Annotated in this window: 14 protein-coding genes; 6 read left to right on the forward strand and 8 right to left on the reverse strand. The window is 57.6% G+C overall.

All coding sequences use genetic code 11. The features are described 5' to 3' along the window. From kdsA to hemA, 6 genes are all read right to left on the reverse strand, one after another. Window positions 1-809 (reverse strand): 3-deoxy-8-phosphooctulonate synthase (gene kdsA, locus MYY08_RS09915; RefSeq protein ID WP_288013977.1); only part of this gene is annotated, 809 nt, incomplete at its 3' end. A 32-nt stretch (window positions 810-841) separates the two neighbouring features. Further along, on the reverse strand, window positions 842-1651 hold the full coding sequence (sirB1, locus tag MYY08_RS09920) for an invasion regulator SirB1 (protein WP_159378842.1): 810 nt from the start codon (window positions 1649-1651) through the stop codon (window positions 842-844). Continuing rightward, window positions 1648-2046, reverse strand: a complete 399-nt coding sequence (locus MYY08_RS09925) for a SirB2 family protein (RefSeq protein WP_038626462.1) — start codon at window positions 2044-2046, stop codon at window positions 1648-1650. Before MYY08_RS09925 ends, sirB1 begins: the two co-directional genes overlap by 4 nt. A 13-nt stretch (window positions 2047-2059) precedes the next feature. Beyond that, complete coding sequence (gene prmC, locus MYY08_RS09930; RefSeq protein ID WP_038626464.1) at window positions 2060-2887, reverse strand: peptide chain release factor N(5)-glutamine methyltransferase; 828 nt, start codon at window positions 2885-2887, stop codon at window positions 2060-2062. After that, window positions 2887-3969, reverse strand: coding sequence for a peptide chain release factor 1 (gene prfA / locus MYY08_RS09935; protein WP_038626466.1), 1083 nt, complete (start codon window positions 3967-3969; stop codon window positions 2887-2889). The genes prmC and prfA overlap by 1 nt, the downstream gene beginning before the upstream one ends. Window positions 3970-4005: 36 nt before the next feature. Continuing rightward, entirely contained in the window at window positions 4006-5262 is a 1257-nt protein-coding gene (gene hemA, locus MYY08_RS09940) for a glutamyl-tRNA reductase (RefSeq protein WP_038626467.1), read from the reverse strand. A gap of 212 nt (window positions 5263-5474) precedes the next feature. Here hemA and lolB point away from each other — a divergent pair, with 212 nt between their 5' ends. The 4 genes from lolB (at window position 5475) to MYY08_RS09960 (ending at window position 9425) form a co-directional block, all read left to right on the forward strand. Further along, the gene (lolB, locus tag MYY08_RS09945; RefSeq protein WP_084970550.1) at window positions 5475-6101 is read left to right on the forward strand and encodes a lipoprotein insertase outer membrane protein LolB; all 627 of its coding nucleotides are present in this window, start codon (window positions 5475-5477) and stop codon (window positions 6099-6101) included. Further along, the gene (gene ispE / locus MYY08_RS09950; protein ID WP_038626471.1) at window positions 6098-6961 is read left to right on the forward strand and encodes a 4-(cytidine 5'-diphospho)-2-C-methyl-D-erythritol kinase; all 864 of its coding nucleotides are present in this window, start codon (window positions 6098-6100) and stop codon (window positions 6959-6961) included. The genes lolB and ispE overlap by 4 nt, the downstream gene beginning before the upstream one ends. 137 nt (window positions 6962-7098) lie before the next feature. After that, window positions 7099-8046: a ribose-phosphate diphosphokinase gene (gene prs / locus MYY08_RS09955; RefSeq protein WP_038626473.1), complete on the forward strand. Its 948-nt coding sequence runs from the start codon at window positions 7099-7101 to the stop codon at window positions 8044-8046. Between the two features lie 224 nt (window positions 8047-8270). Beyond that, window positions 8271-9425, forward strand: coding sequence for a GGDEF domain-containing protein (locus MYY08_RS09960; protein WP_038630013.1), 1155 nt, complete (start codon window positions 8271-8273; stop codon window positions 9423-9425). 9 nt (window positions 9426-9434) lie between these two features. Here MYY08_RS09960 and ychH read toward each other — a convergent pair whose 3' ends face one another. Next, entirely contained in the window at window positions 9435-9719 is a 285-nt protein-coding gene (gene ychH / locus MYY08_RS09965) for a stress-induced protein YchH (protein WP_038626475.1), read from the reverse strand. Between the two features lie 253 nt (window positions 9720-9972). Between ychH and pth the strand changes: the two genes are divergently transcribed. Beyond that, window positions 9973-10560: an aminoacyl-tRNA hydrolase gene (gene pth, locus MYY08_RS09970; protein WP_038626477.1), complete on the forward strand. Its 588-nt coding sequence runs from the start codon at window positions 9973-9975 to the stop codon at window positions 10558-10560. Between the two features lie 15 nt (window positions 10561-10575). On the opposite strand, the gene MYY08_RS09975 is transcribed toward pth, so the two are convergent. Next, window positions 10576-11265, reverse strand: coding sequence for an EAL domain-containing protein (locus tag MYY08_RS09975; RefSeq protein ID WP_081981799.1), 690 nt, complete (start codon window positions 11263-11265; stop codon window positions 10576-10578). A 214-nt stretch (window positions 11266-11479) separates the two neighbouring features. On the opposite strand from MYY08_RS09975, the gene ychF reads away from it, so the two are divergent. Continuing rightward, window positions 11480-12571, forward strand: a complete 1092-nt coding sequence (gene ychF, locus MYY08_RS09980) for a redox-regulated ATPase YchF (RefSeq protein WP_038626479.1) — start codon at window positions 11480-11482, stop codon at window positions 12569-12571. Window positions 12572-12665: the final 94 nt, after the last annotated feature.

The following is a 12665-nucleotide window of genomic DNA, read 5'->3' on the forward strand; positions in this document are numbered from 1 at the left end:
ATCGCTTTCATCTGCACCAGGAAAGGCTCCAGTTTGTCGAGCGGCAGCGCGGACGGGCCGTCGCATTTCGCATTGGCCGGATCCGGGTGCGCTTCGATAAACAGACCGGCGATGCCCACCGCCATCCCCGCGCGCGCCAGTTCCGCCACCTGGGCGCGACGGCCGCCGGACGCGGCGCCGAACGGATCGCGCGTTTGCAGCGCATGCGTCACGTCAAAAATCACCGGGCTGTTGTTGGAGACTTTCTTCATCACGTTAAAGCCCAGCATATCCACAACCAGGTTGTCGTAGCCGAAGTTCGCGCCGCGATCGCACAGAATCACCTTATCGTTGCCGCCTTCGGCGAATTTCTCAACGATATTGCCCATCTGCCCAGGGCTGACGAACTGTGGTTTCTTCACATTAATCACCGCGCCGGTTTTCGCCATCGCTTCTACCAGGTCGGTCTGACGCGCCAGGAAGGCGGGCAGCTGGATGACGTCCACGACGTCCGCCACCGGCTGCGCCTGCTCCGGCGCGTGAACGTCAGTAATGATTTTCACGCCGAAAGTCTGCTTCAGCTCCAGGAAAATCTTCATGCCCTCTTCCAGGCCTGGGCCGCGGTAGGAGTGAATAGAGGAACGGTTCGCTTTATCGAAAGAGGCTTTGAATACGTACGGGATACCCAGTTTATTGGTCACGTTAACGTAGTGCTCGCAGATGCGCATAGCCAGATCGCGCGATTCCAGTACGTTCATTCCACCAAAGAGTACAAACGGCAGATCGTTTGCGACCTGAATATCACCGATGCTGACAACTTTTTCTTTCATGCCTTCGCCTTTTTATTGAAGGGAGACGCTGCTCAATGCAGCGTCACCTGTTTCTGTTCAATTGAGTGAATCTGAACCTTAATCATTTCACTGACCGGATCTTCCGGGCACTGCTCGACAAAATAGATCAGGTCGGTCAGGGCGACATGCTCACAGTCCAGCTGGGCGTAAATCAGCCCCCGATCGCGGATTTCATATGGGTCGTCGGGATCGATTTCCAGCAGCAGATTGCAAACGTTCAGCGCCAGCTCCATATGCTTCTCTTCCATCAGCGCCGTTTTCAGCGTATCCAGCATTTTGCGGATAACGGTGGAAGGCTCCGCCTCGTCCAGATCCTCTTCATACAGCTCTGCGGTGGGGCTGATATTGCCTTTCAGCCAGACTTCCAGCGTATGTTCGCTGAGCGTTTCGCCGTTGAACGGATTGATCAGCCACATTTCGCCATCCATCCAGTCGGCGCGCAGAATAAGCTGCGTCGGGAAAATCACCGGCATCAGCGGCAGATCGAGCTGGTGCGCGATATGCAGCAGTACTACGCCAAGCGAAACCGCCGTGCCCTGGCGGGTGTTCAATACGTTATCCAGCCAGAGCACGTCCGACAGTTTGTAGACGCCGCTGGCGCCGCCGAATTTCCACTTTTTATAAAACAGCTCCAGCAGCTTTTCCAGCCGGAGATCCGGCCCGTCCACCGACGAGACGTAGTCGCGCGCCTCTTCGACCAGCGCCTGCAGCTGCGCATTGACCGCATCCGCCGGAAAGTCGTTACGGATGGCGCGCGACGTGGCGATCACCACTTCACAGAGCGGCGCTTCGCTAAAATCGATATTTGCTACTGATGTCATACAATCCCCAAAAGCGGCAGTTTGGTGACGGCCAGCTTAATAATGATGCCCAGCACCGCCAGCGCCACGATAAAGGCAATCCAGCGTACTTTAGCCTCACGCGGGCGACGGCCGAAAGCCACAACGCCCAGGGCGACATAGATAATAACGCCAAACAGCTTCTCCGTCAGCCAGTTACCCTGCGGCGTGAACGGATAAAAATGGGTAATTATTACCAGGCAGATGCCGGTCACAAACAGCAGCGTATCGTTGATATGGGGCACGATGCGTACCCAACGCCGCGTCATCATCGCCGAGCCGCTTTGCAGCCAGATAAAACGCAGGATAAACAGCGTTACCGTAATCGCGACGGTAAGCAGGTGAAGGTGTTTAATCACGCCGTAGTAAGCAGCCATGATGCTCTCCCTGTTAATATGTGCCGAGAGTCACGCGATCGTGACCCGCATAGTCCTGGCAGGTTGCTACTGCCTGATAATCATGGGCAGCGAGAATATTACGCACTGCTTCGCCCTGTTGCCAGCCATGCTCCAGCATTAACCAGCCGCCCGGCAGTAAATAACGGCGCGCAGCCTCTGCGATATGGCGGATATCCGCTAATCCCTCTTCCGGCGCCACCAGCGCGCTGAGCGGCTCAAAGCGCACGTCGCCCTGCTGCAAATGCGCGTCGGCGGCGTCGATATAGGGCGGATTGCTGACAATCATCGTAAAGCGCCTCTCCGCCAGCGCGCTGAGCCAGTCGCTGGTTAAGAAAGTCGCATTGTCGATGCCGAGCTTACGCGCGTTGTGCTGCGCCAGCGTCACCGCCTCCGGCACCCGATCGACGCCCACCAGCCGACAGTCAGGACGTTCGCTGGCCAGCGCCAGCGCCACGGCGCCGGTGCCGGTGCCGAGATCGAGAATATCGACCGCGTGGTCAGGCAGGCGCGCCAACGCCTGTTCAACGAGGATTTCGGTATCGGGACGGGGGATAAGCGTAACCGGCGAGACGGTCAGCGGCAGCGACCAAAATTCGCGCTCGCCGGTAAGATGCGCCACTGGCTCGCCGCGGGCGCGACGAGCCAGTAAAACATTGAGCTGCGCCAATTGCGCTTCGCTGAGCGGCGCGTCGTCAAAGGCGATCAGCCAGCTGCGCGGTTTGCCGGTGACAAACGACAGCAGCACTTCAGCGTCGCGCTTCGGACTTTCGCCGCCGCACAGCGTGGCGCAGGCGGCTTTCAACCAGCTGCGAATATCCATTAATCCTGCCCGGCAAGCGCAGCCAGCTGATCGGCCTGATGCTCCTGCACGATAGGTTCAATCAGCATATCCAGCTTCCCTTCCATCACTTCGTCCAGACGATAAAGCGTCAGGTTGATGCGGTGGTCGGTCACGCGGCCCTGCGGAAAGTTGTAGGTGCGGATGCGGTCGGAACGATCGCCGCTGCCCAGCAGGTTGCGGCGCGTGGAAGCCTCTTCCGCGTGGCGCTTCGCCATTTCGGCGGCATGAATACGCGCGCCCAGCACCGAGAGCGCTTTGGCTTTGTTTTTATGCTGCGAGCGCTCATCCTGGCACTCTACCACGATGCCGGTCGGCAGATGGGTGATGCGGATAGCGGAATCGGTGGTGTTGACGTGCTGGCCGCCCGCGCCGGAGGAGCGGAAGGTATCGATCTTCAGGTCGCCGGGGTTGATATCGGGCATTTCCGCCTCCGGCAGCTCCGGCATCACCGCGATGGTACAGGCGGAGGTATGAATGCGCCCCTGCGATTCGGTTTCCGGCACGCGCTGTACGCGATGGCCGCCCGATTCAAATTTCAGTCGGCCGTAGGCGCCGTCGCCGCTCACGCGGGCGATCACCTCTTTGTAGCCGCCATGTTCCCCTTCACTGGCGCTGATCATTTCAACGCGCCAACGGCGCGCTTCCGCGTAACGGCTGTACATGCGGAACAGGTCGCCGGCGAAAATCGCCGCTTCGTCGCCGCCCGCGCCGGCGCGCACTTCCACAAAGCAGTCGCGTTCGTCGTCAGGATCTTTCGGCAGCAGCAGCACCTGCAGCTGTTGCTCCAGCTGTTCGCTCTGCGCGCGCGCCGTTTTCAGCTCGTCCATCGCCATGTCGCGCATTTCCGCGTCGCTGAGCATCTGCTCGGCGGTGGCGATATCTTCCTGCACCTGCTGCCACTGACGGAAACACTGGCTAACGTCGGTCAGCTGCGCATATTCACGCGACAGCGCGCGGAAACGCTCCTGTTCAGCGATGACGCTGGCGTCGCCGAGCATCGCTTCCACTTCTTCGTGGCGCTCCTGCAAGGCTTCCAGTTTGGCAACAATAGAAGTCTTCATCTGGTATGGTTTACCCTGTATTGGTATAGGAATTATCTAGTCCAGCCCGAGGCTGTCACGCAGGATTTGCAGGCGTTCGGTGTCGCCGTCGCGTGCGGCCTGCTGCAGGGATTTGGTAGGGGCGTGAATCAGCCGGTTGGTCAGCTTATGGGCCAGATCGTGCAGCACCGCCTCCGCATCCGCGCCCTGCTGCAATGCGGCCAGCGCTTTGGCCTCCAGCTCAGCGCGTATCTGGCTGGCCTGATCGCGGTAGTCGCGGATGGTTTCGACGGCGCTCTGCGCGCGCAGCCAGGCCATAAACTCGCTGCTCTCCTGAGCCACGATGGTTTCCGCCTGCACCGCCGCCGCTTTACGCTGCGCCATATTGTTTTCGATGATCGCCTGCAGATCGTCCACGCTGTAGAGATAAGCGTTGGCGAGCTTGCCGACCTCCGGCTCCACGTCGCGCGGCACGGCGATATCCACCAGCAGCATCGGCTGATTGCGGCGCGCCTTCAGCGCCCGCTCAACCATGCCGCGGCCAATGATCGGCAGCGGACTGGCGGTGGAGCTGATAATAATGTCCGCTTCCGCCAGGCGAGTGTCGATCTCCGTCAGGCCGATCACTTCCGCTCCCACCTCATCGGCAAGCAGCTGCGCGCGTTCGCGGGTGCGGTTGGCGATAATCAATTTTTTGACGTTATGCTCGCGCAGATGGCGCGCTGCCAGTTCGATGGTTTCGCCCGCGCCGACCAGCAGCACGTTCACGGTTGAAAGCGACTCGAAAATCTGGCGCGCCAGCGTACAGGCGGCGAAGGCGACCGAGACGGCGCTGGCGCCGATCTCCGTTTCCGTGCGCACCCGTTTGGCGACAGAGAAAGTTTTCTGAAACATGCGCTCCAGTTCGCTGGAGAGCGAATGGCCGCGCTGGGAATCCGCGAAGGCTTTTTTCACCTGCCCCAGGATCTGCGGCTCGCCCAGCACCAGCGAATCAAGTCCGCTGGCGACGCGCATCAGATGGCTCACGGCGGCATTGCCCTGATGCCAGTACAGGCTTTTACGCACTTCGTCTTCGCGCAGGTTGTGGTATTCGCACAGCCACTGCACCAGACGCTCCTGCAGGTTTTCCTGCTCTTCTACGCTAAGATAAAGTTCCGTGCGGTTACAGGTAGACAGCACGACGCCCCCCTGCACCATCGGCTGCGCCAGCAGGCTATTTAAAGCCTCGTCCAGCGTATCCGGCGAGAAGGTAACGCGTTCGCGTAGGGCAACAGGTGCCGTTTTATGATTTATTCCGAGGGCCAGCAGCGTCATGGTGAATCAGATCGGGTTATCCCAATGTTGTTGGGGATTTATGGTGCGCATTCTACAAGATGCGGGAGATCAAGAAAAGCCATACAAAGACTATGACTGTAATAAGATATAGCTGATAAGACTGAATTTCGGCAATTCAACGTTGACGGTTAAAAGGCGAATGATTAGCGTTAACCGTTTGGATAGAAAAAAGTGTCTGAGGAGATGACCTGGTGTTTGATTCGCTAACCCGCCGTTCTTTGCGGCTGATCCCACTGGCCAGCGTGCTGCTGGCGGCCTGTACCGTCAATAAACCGCAAGGCCCCGGCCAGAGCCCCACCTCCCCGCAGTGGCAGCAACACCAGCAGGCCGTACAACAGATCACGCGTTATCAAACGCGCGGCGCGTTCGCCTGGCTTTCCGACCAGCAGAAAGTTTACGCGCGCTTTAACTGGCAGCAGACCGCGCCCGACCGCTATCGCCTGTTGCTGACCAACCCGCTCGGCAGCACCGAGCTGCAACTTGACGCGCAGGGCTCGGTGGTGCAGCTGGTCGATAACAAAGGTAAGCGCTACGTCAGCAACGACGCCGAAAAGATGATCTCACAGCTGACAGGCATGGATATTCCGCTGGCCAACCTGCGTCAGTGGATGCTCGGCCTGCCGGGCGACGCCACCGATTTCACTCTCAACGACCAGTATCAGCTGCGCAGCCTGCGCTACAGCCGCAACGGTCAGACGTGGGACGTCAATATCCAGGGCTATGACAGCAAGGTTAAACCGGCGCTGCCCGCCAGCATTGAGCTGAAACAGGGCGACAAACGCATCAAACTGCGCATGGACAGCTGGACCGTACAATGATGACCACCTGGCCCGCGCCCGCGAAGCTGAATCTGTTTTTATATATCACCGGCCGTCGTCCCGACGGCTATCATAATCTACAGACGCTGTTTCAGTTCCTCGATTACGGCGACAGCCTGCATATTACGCCGTGTTCACACGGCGAGATTCGTCTGTTGACGCCGGTGCCCGGCGTGGCGCACGAGGATAACCTGATCGTACGCGCCGCGCGGCTGTTAATGCAGGCCGCGGCCGAACGCGGCGCCCTGCCGCCGCAGGCTGGCGCGGATATCGCCGTTGACAAACGTCTGCCGATGGGCGGCGGTCTCGGCGGTGGTTCGTCGAATGCCGCGACGGTGCTGGTGGCGCTGAACCATCTCTGGAATACCGGACTGGATAGCGAGACGCTCTGCGCGCTCGGCTTAAAACTCGGCGCCGACGTGCCGGTGTTCGTGCGCGGCCACGCGGCCTTTGCCGAAGGGGTCGGCGAGGCGCTGCGGCCCGCCTCGCCGCCGGAAAAATGGTATCTGGTGGCCCATCCCGGCGTGGCCGTTTCCACGCCGCAGGTCTTTGGCGACCCGGAGCTGACGCGAAATTCGCCGGTACGCTCATTTGATGCGCTGTTACAGGCGCCTTTCGGCAATGATTGTGAGTCAGTCGTAAGAAAACGTTTTCGTGAGGTTGATGCGCTTGTTTCCTGGCTGCTAGAATACGCGCCGTCGCGCCTGACAGGAACCGGCGCTTGTGTGTTTGCAGAATTCGACACCGAGTCCGCTGCCCGTCAGGTGCTTGAGCTGGCCCCGAACTGGATGCAGGGATTCGTTGCGCAGGGCGTAAACCTTTCGCCTCTTCACCGCATACTTTCAGGGCAACTGGCGTGAATGTGACAGCGTCACCCCGTTCCTGACGCTGCACATCGCGCTTTAATACACTCGTATGCACGCACGCGACGGACAGAGCGCGCCCGTTGCCGCTCGCCTGTGTGCATTCTCTGGACGCAAAGCCTGAGGTTCTTCTCGTGCCTGATATGAAGCTTTTTGCTGGTAACGCCACCCCGGAACTAGCACAACGTATTGCCAACCGCCTTTACACCAGCCTGGGCGACGCCGCCGTCGGTCGTTTCAGCGATGGTGAAGTGAGCGTACAAATCAATGAAAATGTACGCGGTGGTGATATTTTCATCATCCAGTCCACCTGTGCCCCTACCAACGATAACCTGATGGAGCTGGTTGTTATGGTAGACGCGCTGCGTCGCGCTTCCGCCGGTCGTATTACCGCTGTGATCCCCTACTTTGGCTATGCTCGTCAGGACCGCCGCGTGCGCTCCGCGCGCGTGCCGATTACCGCAAAAGTAGTGGCGGATTTCCTTTCCAGCGTCGGCGTTGACCGCGTGCTGACAGTGGACCTGCACGCAGAACAGATCCAGGGCTTCTTCGACGTCCCGGTTGATAACGTCTTCGGCAGCCCGATCCTGCTGGAGGATATGTTGCAGATTGGTCTTGAGAACCCGATTGTGGTGTCTCCGGATATCGGCGGCGTCGTGCGCGCCCGCGCTATCGCCAAGCTGCTGAACGATACCGATATGGCTATCATCGATAAACGTCGTCCGCGCGCCAACGTTTCTCAGGTGATGCATATTATCGGTGACGTGGCTGGCCGTGACTGCGTGCTGGTTGACGACATGATCGATACCGGCGGCACGCTGTGCAAGGCGGCGGAAGCGCTAAAAGAGCGCGGCGCCAAGCGCGTCTTCGCCTACGCCACTCACCCGATCTTCTCCGGCAACGCGGCGGAAAACCTGCGTCACTCGGTGATCGACGAAGTGGTGGTCTGCGACACCATCCCGCTGGCCGACGAGATCAAAGCGCTGCCTAACGTGCGTACGCTGACGCTTTCCGGCATGCTGGCTGAAGCGATTCGCCGCATCAGCAACGAAGAATCCATCTCTGCGATGTTTGAACATTAATCGCTGAAATGTCGAAAACCGGGCTCAGGCCCGGTTTTTTTTGCCCTCGCTTCTGCCCCATCCGCAGATAAACCTGTCGACAGCATGGCTAATTTCCCGATCGTTCGCCAGCAAAGGGCGTAATGTTATCGATATTCTCTTTTTTTTACCGCTGCGTTAACCACCGCTTTTTACTCTTGGTCACTCATGCTATTTTGCTGCGGTTTTTTATGGAGAAGCGCGTTATGGCACTTGATGTCTACACACTTTTTATTTGTGAACTCTATGTGCTGGGCTTCCTGAGCATTATTATGCTTTTCGCATGGAGCGGCGCGCAGTACGATCGGGTGCTCGGCTATACGGCCATCGGCATTATAGCAACGATGGCCGCCGTCTGGCTCAGCAGCCTGCGCAGCCAGGGGCAGCTGTTTCTGCCTGTTGTGGTCGGCAATACGCTGGTGATGCTGGCGTACGGCATGCTGCTGTGCGCGTTTCGCGTTTTCGCCGGACGACGGCCAGGCTTCAGCTGGCTGTTTGGCGCCCTGCTCTGGGTGCTGCTCTGCTGTTTTCCCTCTTTTTTCAACTCTATGCCGAAGCGCATTATGGTGAGCTGTCTGCTCTGCATCAGCTATACCGCGGCGTTAATCATTCTGCTGACCCGCTCGCGCGCCTGCCTGCAAATCACCTTCTGGCCCGCGCAGCTGCTGTTATGGATCCACCTTGGATTTCACCTGACGCGCATGTGCTTTGACGGCGGAACGCCCAGCCATGACCACGGCGCTATTGGCGGCAGCACCTTTTCAGGCTACGTGATTCTGGAATCAATTCTGTTCGTCATCGGGCTGACCCTGACGATTCTGGCAATGGTGAATGAACGCACGCAGATCCGCTATAAACAGGCCTCGCTGCATGACCCGCTAACCGGCGTATGGAACCGCCGCGCGCTGTTCGCCCAGGCGAAAATAGCCGAAAAGAACGCCCGTCAGCAACGAAAGATGCTGGCAGCGCTGATATTCGACCTGGATAATTTTAAAAGCATCAACGATCGTTTCGGCCACAGCCAGGGCGACCGGGTACTGCTCGATTTCTGCCGTATCGTAAAAAAGATCCTGCCGCCGGAGTGCACGTTTTCACGCCTTGGCGGTGAAGAGTTCGCCGCGCTGTTTAGCGGCAGCGTGCAGGAAGCGCAGACGATGTGCGAGGAGATCCGTTTGCTGGCAATGATTTCGCGGCCGGATAATATCGAGTATACCGTAAGCGTCGGGATCGCCGCTGGCTACGCTCCGCATACCTTTTCATCCCTGATGATGGCGGCAGACGAAGCGCTTTATCAGGCCAAAGCGGCCGGACGCAACCGCACGGAGACGATCGCGCCAGCGCCGCTGCCTGCGGCGCCTTAGCGGGAAAAATTAACGCGTGTGGGAATGATGGTGTGAAGAACGACGGCAGCGTTCATCGCAGTGACGCAGCCAGTAATAGCGGTCCGCGACCTTCTCCCGTCCGCTGATACGTGCGCCGACCAACCACATCAGCGCGCCGATAAAGATGCCAAGGATAGAGGCTTGCGTCAGCAAAGAGGAAAGCTGCAATTGCGGCAGCTGATTCAGCACCGCATAGCCGATGCCCGAAATCATCGTGAGTAAACCCAGCCCCATCAATACGTTGCCTGCGACCATGGCAGTTTTGCGTTTCATCTTTCGCCTCCTTGTTAGCGGCTGTACAGCACAGAGTGCTAAATCACCATAAGCTTAGGAGATGACCCGACTGTTCGTTGCGTGTGCGATCACACATTTTAACTGCCGTTTGACATTTCTTTACGGCTAACCCGCTGTATTTATATAGAAATCTTATTATTTCCGACCGTAATTAAACCATTTCGACGCTTTGTATTCTCCCACGCAGGCCGCTACACTATCGCCCTTCGGTTTTTAGCAGGAAATAACCACCGTGAGTGAGATTAAGCTGATTGTTGGCCTTGCCAACCCCGGCGCGGAATACGCCGCAACGCGCCATAACGCCGGCGCCTGGTATGTGGATCTGCTTGCAGAGCGCCATAATCAGTCCCTGAAAGAAGAGAGTAAATTTTTTGGCTATACCGCGCGGCTGAATATCGGCGGCAAAGATGTGCGCCTGCTGGTGCCCACCACCTTTATGAACCTCAGCGGCAAAGCGGTGGCGGCGATGGCGACGTTCTACCGCATCGCGCCAGAAGAAATTCTGGTGGCGCATGACGAACTGGATCTGCCGCCGGGCGTGGCGAAGTTTAAGCTGGGCGGCGGCCACGGCGGACACAACGGCCTGAAAGACATTATCAGCAAGCTGGGCAATAACCCAAATTTCCATCGCCTGCGCATCGGCATCGGTCATCCCGGCGATCGCAATAAGGTGGTTGGTTTTGTGCTGGGCAAGCCGCCCGCCTCGGAGCAAACGCTGATCGACAACGCGGTGGATGAAGCGGCGCGCTGCACCGAAGTCTGGCTAAAAGACGATTTACTGAAGGCGATGAACCGCCTGCACAGTTATAAGGCGGGCTGATGCCGGCGCCTGCCGTTAATGCGGCAGGCCGCCGATTTGGCGCAGCGGCACCGGCGCGTAGCGATAGTTCTGCAATGCCCATACCCCCTGCTGCGCCAGCATTTCACGCTGGGTTTCATTCTCAACGCCTTCGATTATCAGCCGGCTGGTCATCTGCATAATCTGCCGCAGCAGCATAATAAACACCGATTTATGCACGTTTTCCGCGTAAAAGCGTCGATCGAGCCTGACCGCCTCGAATAACTGGCTCTGCACCGCATGCAGATTCGCGTAGCCAGCGCCGAGATCGTTGAGCCACAAAATATTCAGCTGCTCGCACAGGGCGCGGATCAGCGGGTTATCCATGCCGTCATGCAGGTTGGGAAACGCCTCAGACAGCGACAGGCGTAAAAACGGCAGCTGATGCAGGATTTGGCGAATAAAGGTGGATTCGGTTACCATCTGCGCCAGAGTAAAATCGAGCGTAATCGTGCAGAGCCATTGCCGTTCGCGCAGCAGGCCAGCCATGCTTTCCAGGCTCAACAGCTGATGGATCAGCCGCTCTTCGCGCTGCGTCGTCGTCAGCGATTCCAGTTGCAGCCGCACGACACGCTGGAATAAACCGTTATGCGGCTCATCGTAATGCAGATCGAGCGCAACAATACGGCCTTCCGGCGTATGCAGCACATCGCACATTATTTCCAGCGGCTGTTGCAACGTCATCATAAAACCGGTTGCGCCTCTTTGCTCACGTTACGCCTCATGAATAGTATCAACAACAATCTGCGGAATTGCAGATTTAAAACGCTTTTTCCCGCGCCCGGAAAATGAAATCAGCCGCATTCGGGCCATAATTACGTGTATACTAGCGGCAAATTTTTCATGTCATTACCGGCAACGGTTATTGTCCGGTTATCTCAGCAATTAAGGTGATTCAAACATGGGATTCAAATGCGGTATCGTGGGCCTGCCTAACGTGGGGAAATCCACTCTGTTCAATGCGTTAACCAAAGCGGGCATCGAAGCAGCTAACTTCCCGTTCTGTACCATTGAGCCAAATACCGGCGTGGTGCCAATGCCTGATTCACGTCTCGACCAGCTGGCGGAAATCGTCAAACCGCAGCGTGTCATCCCGACCACGATGGAATTTGTCGATATTGCCGGTCTGGTAAAAGGCGCCTCCAAAGGTGAAGGCCTGGGCAACCAGTTCCTGACCAACATCCGTGAAACCGAAGCGATTGGCCACGTAGTGCGTTGCTTTGAAAACGACAATATCATTCACGTCTCAGGAAAAGTAAACCCGGCGGAAGATATTGACGTCATCAATACCGAGCTGGCGCTTTCCGACCTGGACACCTGCGAACGCGCGCTGCAGCGCGTGCAGAAAAAAGCGAAAGGCGGCGATAAAGACGCCAAACTGGAACAGGCGGTGCTGGAGAAGTGCCTGCCGCACCTGGAAAATGCCGGCATGCTGCGCGCTCTGCCGCTGGACGCTGAAGAGAAAGCGGCGATTCGCTACCTCAGCTTCCTGACGCTGAAGCCGACGATGTATATCGCCAACGTTAATGAAGACGGTTTCGAGAACAACCCGTATCTGGACCAGGTGCGCGCGATTGCCGAACAGGAAGGCTCCGTCGTGGTGCCGGTTTGTGCCGCCGTTGAGTCAGATATCGCCGAGCTGGACGATGAAGATCGCGCCGAGTTTATGGCGGAGCTGGGTCTGGAAGAGCCGGGCCTGAACCGCGTCATCCGCGCGGGTTATGCGCTGCTGAACCTGCAAACCTACTTCACCGCAGGCGTGAAGGAAGTGCGCGCATGGACCATCCCGGTAGGCGCTACCGCGCCGCAGGCGGCGGGTAAAATCCATACCGACTTCGAAAAAGGCTTTATCCGCGCGCAGACCATCGCATTTGAAGATTTCATCACCTACAAAGGCGAACAGGGCGCGAAAGAAGCGGGCAAGATGCGTTCTGAAGGGAAAGAGTATATCGTTAAAGATGGCGATATTATGAACTTCCTGTTTAACGTCTAAATAAATTTTGTTGTTCATGAGGTTTCATTGAATCTCATGACTTTCACAAAAATTGATTAAATCCACGCACTTGCGTGGATTTTTCATTTCATAG

The sequence above is a fragment of the Mixta sp. genome (genome assembly GCF_024610815.1).
In the GTDB taxonomy this organism is placed as follows: domain Bacteria; phylum Pseudomonadota; class Gammaproteobacteria; order Enterobacterales; family Enterobacteriaceae; genus Mixta; species Mixta calida.